This is a genomic window from Klebsiella sp. C239, assembly GCF_048822715.1.
In the GTDB taxonomy this organism is placed as follows: Bacteria; Pseudomonadota; Gammaproteobacteria; order Enterobacterales; family Enterobacteriaceae; genus Klebsiella; species Klebsiella quasipneumoniae.
Genome location: NZ_JBMEZK010000001.1, coordinates 554684 through 575832, shown reverse-complemented (window position 1 = coordinate 575832; position 21149 = coordinate 554684). Strand labels below are relative to the sequence as shown.

The 21149-nt window shown below is 57.0% G+C and carries 19 protein-coding genes, 3 tRNA genes and 1 pseudogene; 10 read left to right on the top strand and 13 right to left on the bottom strand.

Features of this window, described 5'->3' with window-relative positions:
* The first annotated feature begins 352 nt into the window (after window positions 1-352).
* On the top strand, window positions 353-976 hold the full coding sequence (rcsA, locus tag ACOI6Z_RS02635; protein WP_023290286.1) for a transcriptional regulator RcsA: 624 nt from the start codon (window positions 353-355) through the stop codon (window positions 974-976).
* Window positions 977-1008: 32 nt separating this feature from the next.
* Here the strand turns inward: rcsA and dsrB are convergent, their stop codons facing one another.
* Window positions 1009-1200: a protein DsrB gene (dsrB, locus tag ACOI6Z_RS02630; protein WP_004203477.1), complete on the bottom strand. Its 192-nt coding sequence runs from the start codon at window positions 1198-1200 to the stop codon at window positions 1009-1011.
* A 136-nt stretch (window positions 1201-1336) separates the two neighbouring features.
* On the opposite strand from dsrB, the gene yodD reads away from it, so the two are divergent.
* The gene (gene yodD, locus ACOI6Z_RS02625) at window positions 1337-1558 is read left to right on the top strand and encodes a YodD family peroxide/acid resistance protein (protein WP_004203478.1); all 222 of its coding nucleotides are present in this window, start codon (window positions 1337-1339) and stop codon (window positions 1556-1558) included.
* 299 nt (window positions 1559-1857) lie between these two features.
* On the opposite strand, the gene dgcQ is transcribed toward yodD, so the two are convergent.
* Complete coding sequence (dgcQ, locus tag ACOI6Z_RS02620) at window positions 1858-3537, bottom strand: cellulose biosynthesis regulator diguanylate cyclase DgcQ (RefSeq protein ID WP_420686900.1); 1680 nt, start codon at window positions 3535-3537, stop codon at window positions 1858-1860.
* Between the two features lie 116 nt (window positions 3538-3653).
* Window positions 3654-4565, bottom strand: a complete 912-nt coding sequence (locus ACOI6Z_RS02615) for a DUF808 domain-containing protein (RefSeq protein ID WP_044524012.1) — start codon at window positions 4563-4565, stop codon at window positions 3654-3656.
* A 183-nt stretch (window positions 4566-4748) separates the two neighbouring features.
* Between ACOI6Z_RS02615 and yedA the strand changes: the two genes are divergently transcribed.
* Window positions 4749-5660: a drug/metabolite exporter YedA gene (gene yedA, locus ACOI6Z_RS02610; protein ID WP_023290289.1), complete on the top strand. Its 912-nt coding sequence runs from the start codon at window positions 4749-4751 to the stop codon at window positions 5658-5660.
* Here the strand turns inward: yedA and ACOI6Z_RS02605 are convergent.
* From ACOI6Z_RS02605 to drpB, 4 genes are all read right to left on the bottom strand, one after another.
* Window positions 5635-6129, bottom strand: a complete 495-nt coding sequence (locus tag ACOI6Z_RS02605) for a very short patch repair endonuclease (RefSeq protein ID WP_050533831.1) — start codon at window positions 6127-6129, stop codon at window positions 5635-5637. The genes yedA and ACOI6Z_RS02605 overlap by 26 nt on opposite strands.
* On the bottom strand, window positions 6110-7510 hold the full coding sequence (locus ACOI6Z_RS02600; protein ID WP_023290291.1) for a DNA cytosine methyltransferase: 1401 nt from the start codon (window positions 7508-7510) through the stop codon (window positions 6110-6112). The genes ACOI6Z_RS02605 and ACOI6Z_RS02600 overlap by 20 nt, the downstream gene beginning before the upstream one ends.
* A gap of 76 nt (window positions 7511-7586) precedes the next feature.
* Window positions 7587-8297: a phosphohydrolase gene (locus ACOI6Z_RS02595; RefSeq protein WP_050533833.1), complete on the bottom strand. Its 711-nt coding sequence runs from the start codon at window positions 8295-8297 to the stop codon at window positions 7587-7589.
* Window positions 8298-8339: 42 nt separating this feature from the next.
* Window positions 8340-8621, bottom strand: coding sequence for a cell division protein DrpB (drpB, locus tag ACOI6Z_RS02590; RefSeq protein ID WP_023290293.1), 282 nt, complete (start codon window positions 8619-8621; stop codon window positions 8340-8342).
* 540 nt (window positions 8622-9161) lie between these two features.
* Here drpB and ompC point away from each other — a divergent pair.
* Entirely contained in the window at window positions 9162-10298 is a 1137-nt protein-coding gene (gene ompC / locus ACOI6Z_RS02585; RefSeq protein WP_044524020.1) for a porin OmpC, read from the top strand.
* Between the two features lie 275 nt (window positions 10299-10573).
* Here the strand turns inward: ompC and ACOI6Z_RS02580 are convergent.
* Window positions 10574-10663 (bottom strand) — tRNA-Ser (locus tag ACOI6Z_RS02580).
* Window positions 10664-10753: 90 nt separating this feature from the next.
* On the opposite strand from ACOI6Z_RS02580, the gene mtfA reads away from it, so the two are divergent.
* Both mtfA and ACOI6Z_RS02570 read left to right on the top strand, forming a co-directional pair.
* A complete protein-coding gene (mtfA, locus tag ACOI6Z_RS02575; protein ID WP_183129973.1) occupies window positions 10754-11554 on the top strand; it encodes a DgsA anti-repressor MtfA in 801 nt (266 codons plus the stop codon).
* 100 nt (window positions 11555-11654) lie between these two features.
* Window positions 11655-11730 (top strand) — tRNA-Asn (locus tag ACOI6Z_RS02570).
* A 279-nt stretch (window positions 11731-12009) separates the two neighbouring features.
* On the opposite strand, the gene ACOI6Z_RS02565 is transcribed toward ACOI6Z_RS02570, so the two are convergent.
* The gene (locus ACOI6Z_RS02565; RefSeq protein WP_186983073.1) at window positions 12010-12399 is read right to left on the bottom strand and encodes a RidA family protein; all 390 of its coding nucleotides are present in this window, start codon (window positions 12397-12399) and stop codon (window positions 12010-12012) included.
* Window positions 12400-12539: 140 nt separating this feature from the next.
* On the opposite strand from ACOI6Z_RS02565, the gene ACOI6Z_RS02560 reads away from it, so the two are divergent.
* On the top strand, window positions 12540-13460 hold the full coding sequence (locus ACOI6Z_RS02560; RefSeq protein WP_112201418.1) for a LysR family transcriptional regulator: 921 nt from the start codon (window positions 12540-12542) through the stop codon (window positions 13458-13460).
* A 382-nt stretch (window positions 13461-13842) separates the two neighbouring features.
* On the opposite strand, the gene ldtA is transcribed toward ACOI6Z_RS02560, so the two are convergent.
* The 3 genes from ldtA to nac form a co-directional block, all read right to left on the bottom strand.
* Window positions 13843-14784: a L,D-transpeptidase gene (gene ldtA / locus ACOI6Z_RS02555; protein WP_023290298.1), complete on the bottom strand. Its 942-nt coding sequence runs from the start codon at window positions 14782-14784 to the stop codon at window positions 13843-13845.
* A gap of 78 nt (window positions 14785-14862) precedes the next feature.
* A complete protein-coding gene (gene cbl, locus ACOI6Z_RS02550) occupies window positions 14863-15813 on the bottom strand; it encodes an HTH-type transcriptional regulator Cbl (RefSeq protein ID WP_023287797.1) in 951 nt (316 codons plus the stop codon).
* A 106-nt stretch (window positions 15814-15919) separates the two neighbouring features.
* Window positions 15920-16837 (bottom strand): nitrogen assimilation transcriptional regulator NAC, encoded by a 918-nt coding sequence (nac, locus tag ACOI6Z_RS02545; protein ID WP_004203498.1) that lies wholly within the window; start codon window positions 16835-16837, stop codon window positions 15920-15922.
* Window positions 16838-17167: 330 nt separating this feature from the next.
* Here nac and ACOI6Z_RS02540 point away from each other — a divergent pair.
* A tRNA-Asn gene (locus ACOI6Z_RS02540) sits at window positions 17168-17243 on the top strand.
* 95 nt (window positions 17244-17338) lie between these two features.
* Here ACOI6Z_RS02540 and ACOI6Z_RS02535 read toward each other — a convergent pair.
* A complete protein-coding gene (locus ACOI6Z_RS02535; protein WP_023290300.1) occupies window positions 17339-18973 on the bottom strand; it encodes a Na+/H+ antiporter in 1635 nt (544 codons plus the stop codon).
* 493 nt (window positions 18974-19466) lie between these two features.
* Between ACOI6Z_RS02535 and ACOI6Z_RS02530 the strand changes: the two are divergent.
* Together ACOI6Z_RS02530 and ACOI6Z_RS02525 are read left to right on the top strand one after the other, a co-directional pair.
* A pseudogene (locus ACOI6Z_RS02530) lies at window positions 19467-20292 on the top strand (TetR/AcrR family transcriptional regulator).
* Window positions 20231-21145, top strand: a complete 915-nt coding sequence (locus ACOI6Z_RS02525; protein WP_420687027.1) for an MDR family oxidoreductase — start codon at window positions 20231-20233, stop codon at window positions 21143-21145. The pseudogene ACOI6Z_RS02530 and the gene ACOI6Z_RS02525 overlap by 62 nt, the downstream one beginning before the upstream one ends.
* Window positions 21146-21149: the final 4 nt, after the last annotated feature.

The window sequence follows — 21149 nt, the reverse complement described above, 5'->3', positions numbered from 1 at the left end:
AGTATTGTGGCATTAAAGCGTTAACCCTTCCACCCCCGCCGCAGGCGGAGAAGTCGGGCAAAACACGGCCAGGCATCGCAGCCTTCATTTGAAATAAGGAAATTCTGAAAGTAAAAGAATCTTTGGGGCCTAACCATAGCATCCGCGGGCACTTTTTGTTTTTAATTCGCTCACACTACCGGTTCTTGACTTTACTTTAAGAGTTTTCCTGGCAAATTATATACAGAGATGCGGAATAGTTTAATGGAACTAATGGGTTCTTTCTTAAACCTACTATTATCACCGCCTGCAAGGACTGCTTCGCACAGCCAGTGTGAAGTGTATATCGTTACGTGTTGATTGAGGATGGGTCATGTCAACGATGATTATGGATTTGTGCAGTTATACCCGGTTGGGACTAACGGGATATCTGACCAGTCGGGGAATTAAAAAACAGGAAATCGTTGAGGTCAACTGCGCTGAGGATCTGCACAGGCATTGTGCGTCATGTTGCCCGGCGGTGGTGTTTCTGAATGAAGATTGCTTTGTGCATGATGATGAAAGTAATGGCATTATTCGCCAGATCATCACGCAAAATCCGGCGACGTTGTTTGTGATTTTTATGTCGCTGGCGAACATCCATTTTGACCGCTATCTACGGGTGCGTAAGAACCTGCTAATCAGCTCAAAATCGATCACTCCAAAAGACCTTGATGTCATTCTGGTTAATTATCTTAAATACAAGAACACGAGTCTGGGGCAGTTAAATTTACCGACGTTGTCGCTGAGCAAAACAGAATCAAATATGCTGCAAATGTGGATGGCCGGGCATGGTACTTCGCAAATTTCAACGCAAATGAACATCAAAGCGAAAACGGTATCATCGCATAAAGGCAATATTAAAAAGAAAATACAGACGCATAATAAGCAGGTGATTTACCACATTGTTCGGCTGACCGAAAACATTACCAGCGGTATTCAGGTGAATCTACGCTGAAACAAACTGGCGGTGGTCCCGCCAGTTCGGTTTTACGAGATTTCTTTTTCCACGAAGATCCCATCCGGGTGCCCTATTTCATTGAAAAACCAGATCCCCAGGGGATAGTCTTCCAGCGAAACCAGATACATCGTCCCTTCACTAAACGACTCAATTGCCAGCACTACGCCCGATCGACGTGGGCCACCGTCGGTCTTCACCGTGACACGATCGTTCACCTGCATAATCCATCTCCTCTCTATTTCCAGCCAGTGTAGAACAAAACCACGCCGCTCGCAGCGTCGCGGGCAGTGACTGGCGTTTTTTTAGACCGACTATACTTAAAGAGGCTTGAGCGACGCTCAGCGAGGGGGGGTAATGATGAAGAACCGATTGACAGACCAGACCGGGAACGACGTTGATGTCAACGTTGATGCTCTGCTGGCGGCGATTAATGAGATCAGCGAAAGCGAAGTCCATCGCATCCTCGATGACCCGCAGCGCGCCAGTATCGATGGCCGCGGGGCGCATACCTGGCGTGAACTGGCGGAGGCATTTGAACTCGATATTCATGATTTCAGCGCCAGTGAAGCCAACCGCTAGCGATGGGCGAAAAAAATCCCGACTCGCAGGAGTCGGGATCAAACTTGCTAATGCAAGAAGCACTTGAAAATTCGTTACACCGGGAAATCCGATGCGTTGAAACATTATCCTCAATTATTTTGCATGACAAGCGATATTCATGGCGCAAAATATTGAGAAAGTTGGCGCTTCGCAGCAGAAAGGGCTGCAGGGCTGATGCGATAAGGCTTAGCCGCAAACCGGTTTCATTCGTTAGCGCGATCCCCATCGAACACTTTAAGAAAAATCTCATTTTGCCTGATTCGGGCGAAACGTTTTGCTCACGCTTCGCTGCGATACCAGACCTGGTTGCGGCCATTTTGCTTGGCCAGATACAGTCGACCATCGGCGACCGACTGCAGGGCTTCAAAGTGATACTCCCCCCGCTCTTCGCTGCCGCTCACCCCTAACGACGCGCTGACCCGCAGCGTCACGTTGTTATGCAAAAAGACCTCCCGGCCATGAATACGCAGGCGTAGCCGCTCCGCTACCGCCGCCGCTTCCTGCAGCGTGGTATTCGGCAGCACGACACAAAACTCCTCTCCGCCCACGCGGCCCAGCAAATCACCGTCCCGGACGGTGCCGGCAAGCGTACTGGCCACCATCGACAGCACTCTGTCACCCGCCTGATGGCCATAGCGATCGTTAATGCCCTTAAAGTGATCCAAATCGAGCTGGATGACCGCCAGCGGTCGTCCGTTGCGCTGGCAGTCGCTGGCTACCGCCATCGCCTTCTCAAACAGCGCCCCGCGATTGAGCAGGCGGGTTAAGGCATCGTGCCAGGCCTGCCACTCCAGGGAAGTCTGGAGAACGCTCATGTTGCGGACCATACGGCGGATCACCAGCCAGGAGAGCAGCAGCATTAAGGTGAAGAGGATCCACATCAGGGTCAGGGCGATGGTGATGGTGCCAAAGTTGCCGCGTACGCCTTCCCGCAGAGTATGGATCCGCAGCAGCACGCCATCAAAATTGCGCAGTTTGGCCCAGCTGATATAGCGCGTCAGCAGACGCAGACCGCCCTGATTATCATGGGCAAACGCGCGGCTGAGCAGTTCCTGTTCGCGCGGCGACAGCAGCGTCAGGACATTCCCCGGCGCAGAAGAGGCCAGCAGGCTAAGATGGCTGTCGTAAAGCTGGTATTCCCCCTCCTGCCCGCCCTGCATCGCGCTGATTAAAAATGCTTTTATTTCGCTGACTGAGAAATCCATCGCCAGCACGCCGCGCCAGTAACCGGCAAAATCCAGCGGTATCGAGGCGGTGACCACCTGCTCTTCCAGCTGCGGGTCATCGTCAGGAAAGGTTTGCCAGATAACGCCGCGGTGCGGATTGTTCCGCTGGGTCTGCCGGGTAAACCAGAGGGCGCTGATGGCGCGCGAATAGTAGGTCTTCACCTGCGATTCATCGCGCAGCGGCAGGGTCGAGGTGAAAAAACCGCTGCGGGAGATATATTGCATCCGCTCGGCAAAATCGCGATCATGCTGCGTCAGGTTTAACAGATAACCCAGCTCCAGCGTCGCCATCAGTTCATTGACCACCAGCGGATCGTCCGGCAAGAGCAGCGGGTGATCCCTGACGACGCCCTCCGAGACGCCAAACACCGGCAGCGTCCGGCGGTTGGGGAGCGCCACCCGCCAGGTCTCCTGGTGGCGTTGGCTCAGATAGCGCTGGCTGGCTTCGTGCAACACATCGACGTCGAGCGGGCGTTCAAGCGCGGACTGCATACCGTGGCGAAAAAACATCATCCTGTCGATGTTGAACTGCAGCAGGCCATCCATTTCATGCGCGACGTTAGCCAGATTATTGCGCTGGTTCGCCACGTAGGCCTCTTCCAGGACATTGATTTCGCGCCAGATCAGCAGCGTGGAGAAAAACAGCACCACGATAAAACAAATGTTAACCACATGCGCCGGGCGAGTCAGGTGGTAGAGTTTTTTCAACTTCAACCGTAGTGGCTTTTCCATCTTTCTCTCGCAGTACGTTGCGCAAATCTGACGTCGTCAGCACGCCCGGTCTCTGTCGATACCGGAGGCGCTTTTAGCGTAGACCACGCGGCGCCGTCATGCGGCGCCGCACCTGACTACTTCACCGCGCCACGCAGGCGACTGACCGCCTTGACGCCCGCCAGCACCACCGCGCCGATGATAAAACCCAGCACCAGATTAGCCACCATCGGCAGCAAGGCGGCCAACATGCCGCCCAGCCCCGCGCTCCAGTGCTCAATGGCATGGTGTAGCGGCGCAATACCGTGAACCACAATCCCGCCGCCCACGAGGAACATGGCCAGCGTTCCGACGATAGAGAGCACTTTCATCAGCCAGGGCGCCACGGTCAATAACCCTTTGCCCAGCCACTGCGCCAGGGTACTGCGTTTCTCCGCCAGCCAGTAGCCCATGTCATCCAGTTTGACGATCACCCCCACCAGGCCATAGACCCCGACGGTGACCAGAATCGCGATCCCCGACAGAATGAGGATCTGATTCAGCAGCGGCGCTTCCGCGACAATGCCGAGGGTGATGGCGACAATTTCCGCGGACAAAATAAAGTCGGTGCGGATCGCCCCTTTGACTTTGTCACGCTCAAAGGCCAGCGGATCACGATCCGCCAGCGCCTGAAGACGCTGCTGCCGTTGCGCTGGGTCCTCTTTGTGCTTACGCGCTTCCAGGCTGTGGAGCACCTTTTCCACCCCTTCAAAACAGAGAAACGCGCCGCCCAACATCAGCAGCGGCGTAATCGCCCAGGGAATGAAGGCGCTGATTAGCAGGGCCAGCGGCACGAGGATGATTTTATTGACGAACGACCCTTTCGCCACGCCCCAGACCACAGGCAGCTCACGATTTGCCCGCACGCCGGTCACCTGTTGGGCGTTGAGGGAGAGATCGTCGCCCAGCACCCCCGCCGTTTTTTTCGCCGCCAGCTTGCCCATCATGGAAATATCGTCCAGCAGCGTGGCGATATCATCGAGTAATGTTAAAAGACTACTTCCTGCCAAAATGATTTTCCTTCTCTTTTCATCAATGTCTCCCTCGAGTATGCGTTAAAAAACGGCCGCTGCCCAAGGTACAATTAGTCAATATAAATTTAACAACCTGACGCAAATTAAGCGCTCGCCAGCAGGATAGTTTTCACGTTTACTATATGTCCCCTTTCTATCTCTGCACCGTCGTGAGGAAGTATGTCTACCCGTCAGCTGTTACCGCTTATCGGGGCGCTGTTTGCGCTGTATATCATTTGGGGCTCTACCTATTTCGCCATCGCCGTCGGCGTCGCCAGCTGGCCGCCGCTGATGATGGCCGGAATTCGCTTTCTCTCTGCCGGCGTGCTGCTGCTGGGATGGCTGTTGGCCACCGGCCATAAACTGCCGGCCCGCGGACCGTTGCTTAACGCCGCGCTGATCGGGGTTTTGCTGCTAGCCGTCGGCAACGGCTTTGTCACCCTGGCCGAACATCAGCACGTTCCCTCCGGGATCGCCGCGGTCATGGTCGCCACCGTTCCGCTGTTCACCCTGTGCTTCAGCCGCTTTTTCGGCATCGCCACTCGTAAACTGGAATGGCTGGGGATTGCCATTGGCCTCGCGGGTATTGTGATGCTTAACAGCGGAGGCAACCTGAACGGCAACCCCTGGGGCGCGCTGCTGATCCTGATTGGCTCCCTGAGCTGGGCCTTCGGCTCGGTTTACGGCTCGCGGATCGAGCTGCCGACCGGCATGATGGCGGGGGCAATCGAGATGCTCGCCGCCGGGATCGTCCTGCTGGCCGCGTCATGGCTGAGCGGCGAAACCTTAACCCGTGTTCCGTCGTGGTCCGGGATCGCCGCTGTGGCCTACCTGGCTATCTTTGGCTCGCTGATTGCCATCAACGCCTACATGTTTTTGATCCGCAATGTCACCCCGGCGGTGGCCACCAGCTACGCCTATGTTAACCCGGTGGTGGCGGTTCTGCTTGGTACCGGATTCGGTGGCGAAAGCCTGTCCCTGATCGAGTGGCTGGCGCTGGCGGTGATTATTTTCGCCGTCGTGCTGGTGACGCTGGGGAAATATCTCTTCCCGGTTCGCAGCGAAGCTACCCCTTGTAAGGCGTCGAAATAAGCGCCAGTTCGCGGATACCCTGGGTGTCGATCTGCGCGTCGTGTCCGGCGCCGCAGATCCACTCTTCCAGACGCTCGGTGAGCGCCTCGTCATTCAGCTTCAGCCGACCGCGCAGGGCGCATTCCCAGACGATAAGCACCCGCCAGCCCTGCTCGGCCAGCTTTTGCCGGTCACGGGCATCGCGCGCCACGTTGCCGGCGATCTTGTCCAGCCAGAACGCGGTCCGGGTGGCCGGCACCTTAAACAGGTAACAGTCATGGTGATGCCAGAAACAGCCGTGGGTAAAGATGACGCAACGGTAATCGGGTAAAGCGAAATCAGGGCGTCCCGGCAGCTCGCGATCCTGGGCAACAAAGGTGAATCCCGCCTGAGTCAACAGCGCCGCTATCCGCTTCTCGATCGCCGTATCGCGCGTGGCGATAGCCCGCATATTTTTACTGCGCGTGGCTTTATCGTGAACATCCGCCATCGTTATCACCCGCTTCGCGACGCGCCACCGCCTGAGCGATGCGCGGGGCCAGGAGCTTCGCCACCGCGGCGAAGACCGGAACCACCACCGAGTTGCCGAACTGACGATAGGCCTGGGTATCCGACACCGGGATGCGGAAACGCGCCCCCTGAGGCGATTCGAAACCCATCAACCGGGCGCACTCCCGCGGCGTCAACCGACGAGGACGCCGCTGTTGATTCTGCGGATCGTCAAAATGCGTCTCGCCCAGCGGCCGGTCCCAGCCGCGATCGACGAGAATTTCGGCGCCATCTTTATAGTAGCGGGCGGAGAGCGTCCGGGCCACGCTGTGGGGATTGGCGGGGTCCACCAGGCCATAACCAAAGCCATTGCCCCGCGCCTGATGTTTGCGGGCATATCGATAAAGATATTTCCACAGTACCGGCGTGAGGATAAATTTAGCATCCACCGTCGGCTCCAGCAGCTCGCCAAATGTTGGCCGAACCGCCGGGTACAGCGCCGCGATATCGCGCAGCGTAAAGCCCTCGTGCAGCTGCAGATCGCGACGGAAGCCCACCAGCACGATGCGCTCCCGGTGCTGCGGTAAGAAATGGCGCCCGTCGATCACCTTCGGATCGTCCGGCCCGCTATGCCCGGCGTCAGCGACCTCATACCCCAGCTCATCCAGCGTCTGCATGATGATGCGGAAGGTCCGCCCCTGATCGTGGCTTTTGAGATTTTTGACATTCTCCAGCACAAAGATCGCCGGCTGACGGGCGGCGATAATTCTCACCACATCAAAAAACAGCGTCCCCTGGGTTTCGCAGGCAAAGCCGTGGGCGCGACCCATGGCATTTTTTTTCGACACGCCGGCGAGTGAGAAAGGCTGGCAGGGAAAGCCGGCCAGCAGCACATCATGCTGCGGGATAGTCTCGCGGATATGCTGCGCCGCCTCGTCATCGCTAACGTCGGGGCGATGGCTGAGGGTGATATCGCGAATATCTTCATTGAAACGGTGTTGCTGCGGATCACAATACCAGTTGGCCTTATAGGTGCGCACCGCATGCTTGTTCCACTCGCTGGTAAAGACGCACTGCCCGCCGATAGCTTCAAAACCGCTGCGGATCCCGCCGATACCGGCAAACAGATCGACAAAACGGAATCCATAGTGCGGATGATGGGCCGGCGGCGACGGCAGCAGCGTCGCCAGATGAGCGACCTCCTGCGGACGCAAACGCGCTGCCGCGCGGCTGAGGGCCGCCACGCGCTTGAGGATCGCCGCGCTCCAGTGCTGCTCCCCGACGCTCACCAGTTCGGCGACCAGCGTTTTTACATCGTAGATCGTCATCAGCTGGCGCAGCAGCGCCTGAGCCTCTTCACCGGCCTGTTCCGTCAATGACAACGACCTGTTTTCCTTGCTTAACTTTTGTGGCATATCCTCAACCAGCGCGGACGATTTTTGCAGAGAGTACCATAAATCACTGGTCGGTTGACGGCTGCGGTGCAAAGCGGCGTAAAACCGCCTCATCCAGCGCCAGGGGTTCCCCCTTCAGCTCCGCGCTGATCTTGGCCATAAACTCGACGAGGAAGCGCGCATTATGCTGTGCCATAGCCCTTCCTCCGGCGGTCTGCATGGTTTCCGGCAGGCGCAGGAGCTTGCACTGGAAATGGTCGAGGGCATATTTTCTGTCATCCAGCGCTCGCCGGTCGGCGAAAGGATCATCGGCATCAAACAGAATGGTGTTCAGGGCGCCGGCGACGGCGAAGACCCGCGCCAGGCCTATCGCCCCCAGCGACTCGAGACGGTCGGCGTCCTGGACGATTTTCGCCTCCAGCGTGCGCGGCGGGATCGCCGCGCTGAAGCTGTGCGCCTCAATAGCGTGGCTGACCGCCGGATACCGGTCTGCGGGAAAATCGGCAAACGACGACTGCAAAATAGCCAGGGTTTTCTCGGCAGCCATCATCGAGGAGCGGCTTCGCTCCGGATGATTTTTAGGCAGACTGACAATGTCATGAAAATAGCAGGCCGTGAGAAGCACCAGTCCGTCGACCTCCTCCTCCCCGGCGGCCAGCCGGGTGGCGGTGGCCCAGACGCGACGAAAATGGGACAGATCGTGCGCCGCATCCTCCCGGGCGTGGTGCGTCAGTATCCAGTGCTCAAATCGCTGCTGCCAGTCAACCAGGTTCATAGGCGTTCCTTTATCTGTAGGTCAGCCTCGAGCATAGCAACTTTACGACCGATGATCCCGCCCGCTTCCGGAGGGCCGTGTATACCAGACGACAGCGCCGAGGATCGCGCCAATGCCGGCGAGTACCAGCATTCCCAACAGGGCGCCAAGCCATTTCCCTGCCATGGTGCCAAAGTCGCCCTCCGCGCTGGCGCCGGGGACACTGTGAATTTTTCCCACCACCCACCAGTAACGCACAATGACCCAGACACAATATCCGCAAAAGGCATACAACGCCCATAGCGCAAGTTTGCCGCCCGGGCTGCGTTTTGCCTGCTCTTCCATCTCATTCCTCTCCGTGACAAATCATACTACCGCCACTCAAAAACGTGACGCTCATCACATTATACCGCCATGCTGCGCCACAGGCAGCAGTTTCATCCTTGTCTTCTGCACCCACTTATCACTTATTCTGCCAATGGAAATACGCAGGGGTGGTTTTTTTATTCTTTACCACGGACTTAAACATTAACGACACCCAGCCATGCCGCGTAGTGTAATTATCCCTCCGCCGGCGACATTGACTAATAAATTATATTTAAAGACTGAATGACCAACTCGCTGTAAATTAATATAAATGATTTCATTCAGTTAACCACGATCGCAACGCAGCAACATAACTTATTGCTATACAACAAAATAATCATTAAAACAGATTCATTTAAATTTAATATAATGAACCACATAGAAATATCTTGTAATATCTTACATTATTTATTTACATATTTTATTTTAAATAAAAATGAACTTAGTCGTTAGTATCTGACAGGCATTCCGGAGGGATTGTCATAATTCACAGAAATTATTATTAAAAGGGAATATATAATGAAAAGAAAAGTACTGGCACTCATGGTACCGGCATTACTCATGGTCAATGCCGTTAATGCTGCAGAAATTTATAACAACAACGCCAACAAACTGGACCTTTATGGGAAAGTCGCCGGCCTGCGTTACTTCTCTGACGACACCAGCGAGGACGGCGACCAGACCTATGCTCGCTTAGGCATCAAAGGCGAAACGCAGATCGCTTCCGAGTTAACCGGCTACGGTCAGTGGGAATACAATGTCAAAGCGAACACCAGCGAAGGAGAAGGCGCGAATTCATGGACTCGTCTGGCCTTCGCCGGTCTGAAGTTTGCTGACTATGGCTCACTGGACTATGGCCGTAACTACGGCGTGGTGTACGACATCGAATCCTGGACTGATATGCTGCCGGAATTCGGCGGCGATACCTACACTCAGACCGACGTTTACATGACCGGCCGCACCAACGGGGTGGCCACCTACCGTAACAGCGATTTCTTCGGCCTCGTCGACGGCCTGCATTTCGCCCTGCAGTATCAGGGGAATAATGAAAACGCCGGTTCTGGCGAAGGCACAAACAACGGCGGCGCTCGTAAACTGGCGCGGGAAAATGGCGATGGGTTTGGTATTTCCAGCTACTACGATCTCGATATGGGCATCAGCTTCGGGGCCGCCTACTCGGCTTCCGACCGTACCCATAACCAGCTGGCGGCAGCACGCAGCAGCCATATTTACGCTAACGGTGATAAAGCCGAGGCCTGGACCGTCGGCGCAAAATATGACGCCAACAACATCTATCTGGCCGCCATGTATGCGGAAACCCGCAACATGACCTTCTACGGCAACGGCGCTATTGCCAACAAGACGCAGAACTTTGAAGTCGTCGCCCAGTACCAGTTCGATGAGTATAATTTACCGCTGCGTCCATCCGTGGCCTATCTGCAATCGAAGGGGAAAGATCTTTACAACTATTCTCGCTATGGCGACAAGGATCTGGTCAAGTATGTCGACATCGGCATGACCTACTACTTCAATAAAAATATGTCCACCTATGTGGATTACAAAATCAACTTGCTGGATGAAGACGACCGCTTCTACCGCAACAACGGTATCTCGACCGATGATATCGTGGCCCTCGGTCTGGTTTACCAGTTCTGATCCCCATCAAAGCCCGCGCTCAGCGGGCTTTTTCTTGTTCCCGCTCCGTTGAGATCACTCTTTTCAACATTGCCGCTTTCCAGGCGTACCTTCCCTCTTTATGATGCGTTTAAGCTCGTTCGGGCAAATTGCGGCGGTAAGACCACAAAAGGACAAGGCGCACTACCGCGTCTTTACGCTGAAACCAGGACGATGATGATGGCGATACCCCAGCGCAGGCGTTATACCTGAAGCTAACGGTGTTATTGAAGGGGAATGGTCAGAGAAAGAATAGTTGGCGGAGAGAGGGGGATTTGAACCCCCGGTAGAGTTGCCCCTACTCCGGTTTTCGAGACCGGTCCGTTCAGCCGCTCCGGCATCTCTCCGCTGTTGTGGTTGCTATAATGCCAGGATCTTTGGCATTTTAATAGCTCCCGTTTCGGTAATCGTGTTCAAGTGACGACTTTGCGAGCAATATGATGTTTAAATGGCCCTGGAAAGCAGATGATGAGTCCGGCAACGCAGAGATGCCCTGGGAGCAAGCGCTTGCCATTCCGGTTTTAGCCCACCTTTCGCCCGCTGAGCAGCATAAGCTGACGCAGATGGCTGCCCGTTTCTTACAGCAAAAACGTCTGGTGGCGCTTCAGGGGCTGGAGCTGACTCCGTTGCACCAGGCGCGGATAGCTATGCTCTTTTGCCTGCCGGTACTTGAGCTGGGGATTGAGTGGCTGGACGGTTTTCATGAAGTGCTGATCTACCCTGCCCCGTTTGTCGTGGATGATGAATGGGAGGATGATATTGGTCTGGTCCACAACCAGCGGGTGGTGCAGTCGGGGCAAAGCTGGCAGCAGGGTCCCGTGGTGCTGAACTGGCTGGATATTCAGGACTCCTTTGATGCGTCAGGCTTTAACCTTGTGGTGCATGAGGTGGCGCATAAGCTTGATGCGCGGAATGGCGATCGGGCCAGCGGGGTGCCGCTGATCCCACTGCGCGAAGTCGCCGGCTGGGAGCACGATCTCCACGCGGCGATGAACAACATTCAGGATGAGATAGATCTGGTAGGGGAAAGCGCCGCCAGCATTGACGCCTATGCCGCCACCGATCCCGCGGAGTGCTTCGCCGTCCTTTCGGAATATTTTTTCAGCGCGCCTGAACTGTTCGCGCCCCGCTTCCCGGCCCTGTGGCAGCGTTTTTGCCATTTTTACCGCCAGGATCCGCTGGCGCGCAGACGTGAAAATGGCCTGCAGGACGAAGACGATCGGCGCATTGTTCACTAAAACAACGTGTTGAGCTAAATTTAGCCAGTTGAATCAGCAGGTTAATTTTAGTGTTGACACAAAAATGCCGGGCCAGTAGTATGCGCCTCGTTCACACGATTCCTCTGTAGTTCAGTCGGTAGAACGGCGGACTGTTAATCCGTATGTCACTGGTTCGAGTCCAGTCAGAGGAGCCAAATTTAAAAAGCCCGCTCAGGGAAACCTGAGCGGGCTTTTTGCTTTCCGTGAGCCCCCCGCCAGCGGGTATAAGCAGCATCGTACCGTTGGTACCGTCCAACGTTCCGTATGCGATCCCCGCAGGTGAAAAGCAGCGCCGCTGCTCCCAACCTTATGGCTACAGACTTTCGATCCGACGGTAACCACTGGGTCTGCCGCTGCGTAGCAGAAGATCCCGATTCGGCATTTACCGCTACAGACAGCGCGGGCTGCCCAACTGGCGGAAAGACCCGTAACGCTTAGGGTAGCCTGGCAATAACCTTAATCTCGAACTTAAATCCATAAAGCCACGTCACGCCGATCCCGGTCAGCGTAGGGTAAGGCGCTTCTCCCCAATATTCTGGCAGGATACTCCAGATAGCGTCGAGATTTGACTCAGGATCGACGACAAAGAGGGTAACGTCAACCACGTCCCCAAACGTGCAGCCCGCCGCCGCGAGCACAGCATTAAGATTTTTGAACGCCAGCCTGACCTGTGCTTTCAGATCGTGCTCAGGCGAACCATCCTCGTGGCTACCTACCTGCCCCGAAACAAACAAGAAACCATTGGATTTGATGGCCGGTGAATAACGATTGCGCTCATAGAGCGCCTGCCGACCGTGGGGAAAAACGGCTTCGCGTGCTGTCATGTTTGTACCTTTATACTGGGGCGAAATCAGCCCGGTGAATATAAAGACACTGTACAACGGCCAGATCGGGCGGATAAACAAGCGACTTTGTCCCTCATTGTTTGTAATATCCAAACAATCGATGAAAGACAGGATAAGAAATGGATCGTTTCGATGCGATGCGCGCCTTTGCTCGGGTGGTGGAGGCAGGGAGCTTCACGAAGGCTGCCCAAACGCTTCATATGAGCAAAACCACGGTGACGCAACTCATTCAGCAACTGGAAGCGCGACTGCGCGTCAAATTGCTCCATCGCACCACCCGCAAGCTTGGAGTGACTCCCGATGGCGCGGTCTACTACGAGCGCGTCATCCGCCTGCTGGCGGACATGGAGGATGCTGAAAACAGCCTGTCCAGTGCGGCGATGACGCCCAGGGGACGGCTACGGGTGGATGTGCCCAGTCCGCTAGCCCGCCTCATCCTGGTGCCGGCGCTACCGGCTTTCCACGCCCGCTACCCTGATATTCAGTTCGACATGGGCGTGAGCGACCGGAAGGTAGATCTGATCGGCGACAACGTGGATTGCGTCCTGCGCGGGGGCGAAATCACCGACCAGTCCCTAATCGCACGCCATGTCGGCGATTTGCCAATCGGCGTCTACGTCGCCCCCCGTTATGTGGAACGCCTTGGCGCTCCCGCACACCCGCGAGAGCTGCAAAATACTGACCATTGCATAGTGGGATTCTTGTCCTCACGCACCAGTAAGATTGATCCTTTGGTACTGCGCTGTGAGAATGAACGTATTGAAATCACGGGCAACTACGTCCTTGCCGTGGATGATGGCAATGCTTACCTCGAAGCTGGGTTAGCTGGCTTAGGCGTGATTGCGCTGCCCAACTATATGGCGGCAGCGCATCAGGCCGTTGGCGCTTTGATTCCGTTATTTACACAATGGCGGATTAGCCCAATGCCTCTGTACCTGGCGTTTCCACCGAACCGCCATGTCAACGCCAAGCTGCGCGTTTTTATTGACTGGATCGTTGAAGTGATGCAGCAGCATGTCCCGATTGCCAACAATAAATAACGACATCCCAGCCCCCTGATTCGCTTATCAACGACGATGGGGGTCAGTAGTAGTGACTGTGGTCAGGCGTGTTTTGACAATAGGGATTCAGCAGAACTCATCCGTCTTATATTCTGGATATTGGCTATCATAACGGGGATATTCGCTTTCATGGACAATGGCAGCCCAAAAAGATCCTCAGTAACAATATTAAGTCCATAGATATATTTGCAGACTTTATCATCCCCGCCTGAGCCTCTCCTGGCGCCCTCATTAACACGCCATCACCGCCACTGTTGATAAGTTAAGGATCGGTTTCCCGATCCTTATCCCCAACAACGTTGAATGCATCGACAGCAAAAGAGCCTTCTTACAATAGCCGTTAATCAGGCTAAACGACCCACTACAAACTCCCCTGCGCCGCTGTGGCGCTGATATTCACCGGCATGCCGGAGCGGCGCTGCAGGGTTTGCTCGGCCTGCGAAGGACTCACTCCCGGCCCCTGAGTAAATTCGCGCAGCGCCGAGGTCATCGGCAAGGGGACTTTTCTGTCGGATTCAAATTCCGCCCGGTTGCGCGACAGCGGCTCGTGCACCTCCAGCCAGTGGCTGCCATCCGGTTCCACGGTGTACTTCACCGGCTGATCGATCAGCTGGACGCGCGTCCCCACCGGCACGTTATCAAACAGGAATTTAATGTCGTCATTGCGCAGGCGGATGCATCCCTGGCTGACGCGCAGCCCGATGCCAAAGTTGGCATTGGTGCCGTGGATGGCGTACAGCCTGCCGATATAGATCGCATACAGCCCCATCGGATTATCGGGGCCGGGCGGCACCATTGCCGGCAGGGTTTTGCCCTCTTTCGCATATTCACGGCGGGTATTGGCGGTCGGTACCCAGGTGGGCCCTTCCTGCTTGCGCTCTACCGCCGTCACCCAGTTACGCGGCGTTTCGCGTCCCGCCTGGCCAATGCCGATTGGCAGGACTTCCACGCTATTGCCCAGCGGCGGGTAATAATAGAGGCGCATCTCGGCGACGTTGATAACGATCCCCTCACGCACGGTGTCAGGCAGGATCAGCTGCTGCGGAATGGTCAGCGTCGAACCGGAGTGCGGCAAATAGACATCGACGCCGGGGTTCGCCTCCAGCATATTGCTCAACCCCTGGCCGTACTGGGCGGCAAAGCTTTCCAGTGGTTGAGTGTTGTTCTCCGGCACGGCAATGGTAAAAGCGCTGCCCACCAGACGGCTCCCCTCCGGCGGCAGCGGATAGCTGACGGCCAGCGCGCTGTGGCTGGCGAACAGCATCAGCGCCGAACAGAGTAATGTCACACGCCGCATCGTCATTTTCCCTTCCTCAGTCGCGACTCTCGTGTGTGAATTATAGCGGCATTTCCTCTCCCCGATCCGCTGGCCAGCATTTCCTTAAATCTGATAGTCGATAGCGGCCTCTTCCGGCTCCATCGCCTGGCGCTTGATCTCATCCAGCGACAGTCCGGCATTGCACAATTCGATAAAGCGCCAGACGTAATTACGCTGCAGCTGACCCCGCTTCAGTCCCAGCCATACGGTATTGGCATCAAACAGATGGCGGGTATCGAGCCGCGTAAAGGTATCCGCTTCGCGGGCATCCCCGGACTGCTCGGCAACCAGCCCGACGCCCAGCCCCAGCTCGACGTAGGTCTTGATCACATCGGAATCCTGGGCGCTCAGCACAATATCCGGCATCAACCCTTTGCGGTTGAAGGCCTCATCGATCCGCGAACGGCCGGTGATCCCCTGGCGATAGGTGATTAACGGCCAACGGGCAATCGCCTCCAGCGTCAGAGGAGACACCTGGGTCAGGGGATGCTCTTTGGGTACCAGCAGGCTGTGATGCCAGCGGAACCAGGGGAAAGCCGCCAGCGTCGGGTCGTTGCTCAGACGCTCGCTGGCGATGCCGATATCCGCCCCGCCGTTATGCAGCAGCGCTTCGATTTCCTGCGGGGTGCCCTGCACCAGCTCGACGCGAACGTCGGAGAACAGCTCGCGGAAAGCTTTAATCACCGGGGGCAGGCTGTAGCGCGCCTGGGTGTGGGTGGTGGCGATGGTTAAGACGCCGGAGGCATCGTTAGTGAAGAGATCCGCCAGCCGCCGGACGTTGCTGGCTTCATTGAGGATCCGCTCAGCAATGGATAACAGCGCTTTACCCGGCTCGGTCATGCCTAACAGGCGTTTGCCGCGACGGATAAAGATCTCAATCCCCAGCTCCTCTTCCAGTTCCCGGATATGGCGGCTGACGCCTGACTGCGAGGTATAGAGCATATTCGCGACTTCCGTCAGGTTGTAATCCTGACGGGCCGCCTCACGGATAATTTTCAGTTGCTGGAAGTTCACCCTTTCCTCCGGGCCAATGGACTTAACGTATCTGCTATTGTTAAAGTCTGTTGTCCCGGGTAACAAATAATAAAAACCAGCAACTTATTCCTTAAGAGAATATAGCCTAACTAACCAGCTGCAGTTCGCGGTTCTCCAGCGACGGACGGCTCACCAGAGACAGCAAGATCTCCTTCACCGCCTGCGCCTGCGGCGACAAACCGCCGCGCGCCGACATGTTCAGCGACAGCGACAGGCTCATTGACGGCGTGCTAATCCGCGCCATCCAGCCGTTCGCCGCGCCGCACAGGGAGCGGGCAGCGGATTCCGGCAGGACCGTCGCCCCCATGCCGCTGGCGATGGCCGCGGTCAGGGTGGTAATGGATTCGATCTCGCCGATAATTTTCGCCGACAGACGACGCAGGGTGAACGCCTCGGTGACCCGCGCCCGTACCGCGCTGTAATCCCGCGGCAGGAACAGGTTCATCTCCGCCACCGCCGTAAGGTCCACGCTCTGCCCCGGGCAGTCGCGGGTGCCGACCAGGTAGAGGTCTTCTTTCAGCAGCGGCTGGCTGACGATGCCGGCCACCGGCGAACGCTCATACAGCACCGCCATATCCAGCTGGCCCGCCAGCAGCTTGTCATTCAGCGCAGTGCCGCTGCTTTCCTGCAGATAGACCATCACCTCGGGCAGCTCATTACGCACCGTCTGCAGCAACGGCATGGTAATGGCGGAGGCCGCTGTGCCCGGCGCCAGGCCGATCGAGACCTGGCCACGCAGCGTCTGGCCGACGTTATTGACCGCCAGCTGCGCCTGCTCACACTGGCGCAGAATGGTCCGCGCATGGGTATAAAGGATTTTACCGGCTTCCGTTGGCGTGACCCCTCGCTTGGTGCGTATCAGAAGCTGCTGGTCCATTTCACCTTCCAGGGTCGCGACCTGCTGGCTGAGGGCCGGTTGGGCGATGTGCAAGACTTCAGCGGCCTGGGTCAGACTGCCGATATCGACGATTTTCACAAAATATTTCAGTCGTCTTAAGTTCATTTTGCCTCCTGTAAGGAACGCCAGCGTCAACGCTGGAAGTATGATGAAACTGGTTTTGCAATTTGCTTGCCAGCTTTTCATTTCCGCTGCCGTTGCCCGCCACAGGCGGTGTTATAAGGGATAGTGATAGCAATCCGGTTTTTATTTGCCCGGTAAGCAGATTGTGGTATGCCCCATTAGGGGTACATTCGCACTACAACGGTGCAATCTGATGAAAAAAACAGCGCATGGGCGGGTGTTGCTGAAATTGTCAGCAGTCGAACGCAATTCTTTGAATCAGGCTTTGACAAGGCCGGGTGGCATCGTTAATATGCGCCCCGTTCACACGATTCCTCTGTAGTTCAGTCGGTAGAACGGCGGACTGTTAATCCGTATGTCACTGGTTCGAGTCCAGTCAGAGGAGCCAAATTTAAAAAGCCTGCTTTCGAGCAGGCTTTTTGCTTTTCCGCGCCAGCTGCGCTGCCGGAAGGCGAAGGATCCCCCCCTCCGGCGATGGCGCCACTAGCGCAAGCTCTCTTCCTTCAGGTCTATCTCTCGCAGCACCTCATAAAAGGTGATATCGCTAATGTTGTGGGCGCGACGCAGCCGGAACAGCTCCTGACGCTGGGCGATAATGACCTCTCTTTGCATATATTTCTCCAGCCTGGCGCGCTTAGCCAGCTCCAGCCCGACGTCCTGCCCTTCGTCATTGTCGTTATAGTGCAGCCGCCGCTGGTAGGTTTCCAGCAGCATATTGCCGGCATCAGCCCGCAGGGCCTGCTCAGTCGGATCCTCCACCGGCTCGTCGAGTAGCGCATTCAGCCGGTTGATAGCCACTTCGGTCATGACGGCGCCAATATCGTCTTTGCCGGTGTCATGGGGTAAATCATCGGCAAGATAGCGGGTCATGAACGGCAGGCCGATAGCCGCCACCACCAGCGACATCAGGATCACCGCCATTGAGAGAAAGATCAGCAGTTCGCGGCCCGGGAAGGGTGAACCATCCGCCAGCACCGCCGGCAGCGTCAGAATACCGGCGAGCGTCACGGAGCCTTTGACCCCCGCCAGCGCCATGACGGCGAGGATGCTGAATCGCGGACGGACGGTGATGGCTTTGCCCCGGCGTTTGCGGCGAAAAATGGTCAGCGTCATCGACAGCCATACCCAGGCGAAACGCATCAGACCGAGCGCGAGAGTGATGGCCACGGCGTACAGCAGCAGATACCAGGGCGAAGGGACGCCGGCCTGGCTGGCTACCGCCGGCAACGTCCTGAGCATGCGGGGCAACTGCTCGCCCAGCATCAGGAAGATCATCCCGTTGAGGGTAGTCTGCAGCATGGACCACACCGCGCTGCTTTTCATGCGCGTCGCGGGTAGCCGGGGCCCCGACAGCTGTTCATAGTGCATCGCAATGCCGGCGGCGACGGCAGCAAGAATGCCGGAGACATGGAACGCCTCGGCCAGCAGGTAGGCGGCGAAGGGGATAAGCAGGCTGATCAGGATCTGGATGGCCGGCTCCTCGCGGGTGCGCCGCACCAGAAAGTTATTACATTTGCCGGTGACCCACACCACCACGAGCCCACTGAGGATGCCCCCGAACGCCATCAGGAAAAACTTCATCACCGCCTCTCCCGGGGAGAAGCTGCCGGTCAGCACCGCGGCGATGGCGAAATTAAAAGCGACGAGGCCCGAAGCATCGTTTAACAGCGATTCCCCTTCGAGGATATGCGCCATCCGGGAAGGCAGCGGCGAGCTGGCGGTCATTGCCGATACCGCCACCGGATCGGTGGGTGACAGAATCGCCGCCAGGGCAAACCCCGCCGCCACGGTGATCGCCGGAATAAGCCAGTGAATAAACAGGCCAATGCCGAGGATAGTGACCATCACCAGGCCTATCGCCAGCGACAGAATCGGCTTCATATCGCGGAAAAACGCGTCTTTCGGGATCCGCCAGCCATCAAGGAAAAGCAGCGGCGGGATAAACAACAGCAAAAAGATGTGCGGATCGAAATCGACCTGAAAACCACCGGCGGCCAGCGCGGCGCCCGCGGCGATCTGGATCAGCGGCAGCGGCACTTTAACGGGCAGAAGATGGGAAATGAACACCGTCACCACGATGGCCATCATAAAGACCAGCACAATAGCGATTAGCGACATTCATCCCCTCCTTTGACGGCAATATTCATTCTGTACATCAGGCTGTTATTCCTTTTTCGCAGGTGTGGTTTCGGCGGCGGGTTATTTATCCAGACGCCGATAATAAAGGACAGGCTTTCCTGCCTTGCGGCGTTTTTATTTAAACTGAGGTGGCAACCGGCGCCCCTTCAGGGGGGACAATGTGTTTTATCATGCCGGAGTTGTCAATCCGCCAGGGTCTGCAAATCATCGCCAGCCCGGCAATATAATCGCTACCATTCATCCTTATCATTCCGTGGCGGCCAGAGAGATATATGGTCAGCGGAATAGTCTCAGCGGATTGATATTCTCTGCAGCAGCCGCGCGGAGAACCACGCATTAATAATTGATGATAATCCGCGTCGCCTTCATAAGCTGACTGCCTCGAAATTCCGCCCTTCTCTGCCTTACATGGCTTGCCCCCCACCGGGATTGGGGGTACCCTGACAAACAATTAAACCATACGGTCTAAATGATGAATCCCGCTACCTCCGCCAACCAGAAGCCCCGCCGCGGCCGACCGCCAAAGGCCGATCGCCAGTTTGTCGACACGCGACAGGCGCTGATTCGCTCGGGCCTGGAGGTGCTGACCGAAACGGGCTATCTCGCGGCGGGTATTGATGCGGTGATCAAGAACATCGCCGTGCCGAAGGGGTCGTTTTACCACTGTTTCAAAAGCAAGGAGGCCTTTGGCCTCGCCGTGCTTGCCGCCTATGGCGACTATTTTGCGCATAAATTAGATAAATTCCTGCTGGACGACGCCGTGCCGCCGCTGGAACGGATGGCGGCCTTCGTGCGTGATGCCGGTCAGGGAATGGAGAAATACCAGTTTCGTCGCGGCTGCCTGGTAGGCAACCTGCTGCAGGAAGCTCCCCTGTTGCCCGAGGCATTTCCCCAGCGGTTGCAGACCATCCTGGCGGCATGGGAGGCGCGCGTGGCCCGCTGCCTGCACGAGGCGCGGGCTGCCGGGACGATCGCCAGCGACACCTCACCGGAGGTGCTGGCCCAGGTGTTCTGGATCGGCTGGGAAGGCGCGGTGATGCGTGCCAGGCTGGTCCAGTCCGCCGCTCCCCTTAACCAGTACTGGGATTTCTTTGCGCACACTATGATGACAATAACACCTGCACAGGACGGCGATAGCGCCGATAACTCCCTTCAGACGAGGAATACTCAGTCATGAAAGCATTAGTTCTGGACCAGATTGACAACCGCACCGTGGCCACCGTCAAAGCGATTGACCTGCCCGCCCTTACCGAAGGCGACGTGCGGGTCGCCATCGACTGGTCGAGTCTCAACTATAAAGATGCCCTGGCGATCACCGGCAAAGGCAAAATCATCCGCCAGTTCCCGATGGTGCCGGGGATTGATTTTGCCGGCCGGGTAAGTGAAAGCCGCGATCCGCGCTTTGTTCCCGGCCAGGACGTGATCCTCACCGGCTGGGGCGTGGGCGAAAACCACTGGGGCGGCCTGGCCACCGAGGCCTGTGTCAAAGGCGACTGGCTGGTAGCCCTGCCAGAGACGCTCAGCGCGCGCCAGGCGATGATCATCGGCACCGCCGGCTTCACCGCGATGCTGTGCGTTGATGCCCTCGTCAGCGCGGGCATCACCCCGGAAAGCGGTGATATCCTGGTCACCGGCGCCAGCGGCGGGGTCGGCAGCACCGCGGTGGTCCTGCTGAAAGCGCTCGGCTACCGGGTGACGGCCGTATCGGGCCGCGAGTCGACGCACGGCTACCTTCGCCAGCTCGGGGCCGACGCCATCCTGCCGCGCAGCGACTTTGCAGAGACCCGCCCGCTGGAGAAACAGCTGTGGGCGGGCGCGGTGGATACCGTTGGCGGCACGATGCTGGCCAAAGTGCTGGCGCAAACGCACTATCGCGGCTGCGTCGCCGCCTGCGGTCTGGCCGGGGGCTTCGATCTGCCAACCACCGTGATGCCGTTTATTCTGCGCAATGTGCGTCTGCAGGGGGTGGATTCGGTGATGGTGCCCACCGCAGAACGCGACGCGGTGTGGCAGCGTCTGGCCCAGCTGCTGCCGGAAAGCTACTACCAACAGGCAGCCACGGAAATCACGCTGGAGCAGGCGCCAGCGTATGCCGCAGATTTCCTCAGCAACAATATTCATGGCCGCACGCTGGTCAACATCGGCCAGTAATCCT

Coding starts and splice junctions, on each gene's coding strand:
- ACOI6Z_RS02535 (WP_023290300.1), bottom strand. CDS start 18,973: ATGTCGCTAATCGCTATTGTGCTGGTCTTTATGATGGCCATCGTGGTG.
- yodD (WP_004203478.1), top strand. CDS start 1,337: ATGAAGAACCGATTGACAGACCAGACCGGGAACGACGTTGATGTCAAC.
- drpB (WP_023290293.1), bottom strand. CDS start 8,621: ATGGAAGAGCAGGCAAAACGCAGCCCGGGCGGCAAACTTGCGCTATGG.
- dgcQ (WP_420686900.1), bottom strand. CDS start 3,537: ATGGAAAAGCCACTACGGTTGAAGTTGAAAAAACTCTACCACCTGACT.
- rcsA (WP_023290286.1), top strand. CDS start 353: ATGTCAACGATGATTATGGATTTGTGCAGTTATACCCGGTTGGGACTA.
- dsrB (WP_004203477.1), bottom strand. CDS start 1,200: ATGCAGGTGAACGATCGTGTCACGGTGAAGACCGACGGTGGCCCACGT.
- mtfA (WP_183129973.1), top strand. CDS start 10,754: ATGATGTTTAAATGGCCCTGGAAAGCAGATGATGAGTCCGGCAACGCA.
- nac (WP_004203498.1), bottom strand. CDS start 16,837: ATGAACTTAAGACGACTGAAATATTTTGTGAAAATCGTCGATATCGGC.
- yedA (WP_023290289.1), top strand. CDS start 4,749: ATGTCTACCCGTCAGCTGTTACCGCTTATCGGGGCGCTGTTTGCGCTG.
- ACOI6Z_RS02605 (WP_050533831.1), bottom strand. CDS start 6,129: ATGGCGGATGTTCACGATAAAGCCACGCGCAGTAAAAATATGCGGGCT.
- ACOI6Z_RS02595 (WP_050533833.1), bottom strand. CDS start 8,297: ATGAACCTGGTTGACTGGCAGCAGCGATTTGAGCACTGGATACTGACG.
- ompC (WP_044524020.1), top strand. CDS start 9,162: ATGAAAAGAAAAGTACTGGCACTCATGGTACCGGCATTACTCATGGTC.
- ldtA (WP_023290298.1), bottom strand. CDS start 14,784: ATGACGATGCGGCGTGTGACATTACTCTGTTCGGCGCTGATGCTGTTC.
- ACOI6Z_RS02565 (WP_186983073.1), bottom strand. CDS start 12,399: ATGACAGCACGCGAAGCCGTTTTTCCCCACGGTCGGCAGGCGCTCTAT.
- ACOI6Z_RS02560 (WP_112201418.1), top strand. CDS start 12,540: ATGGATCGTTTCGATGCGATGCGCGCCTTTGCTCGGGTGGTGGAGGCA.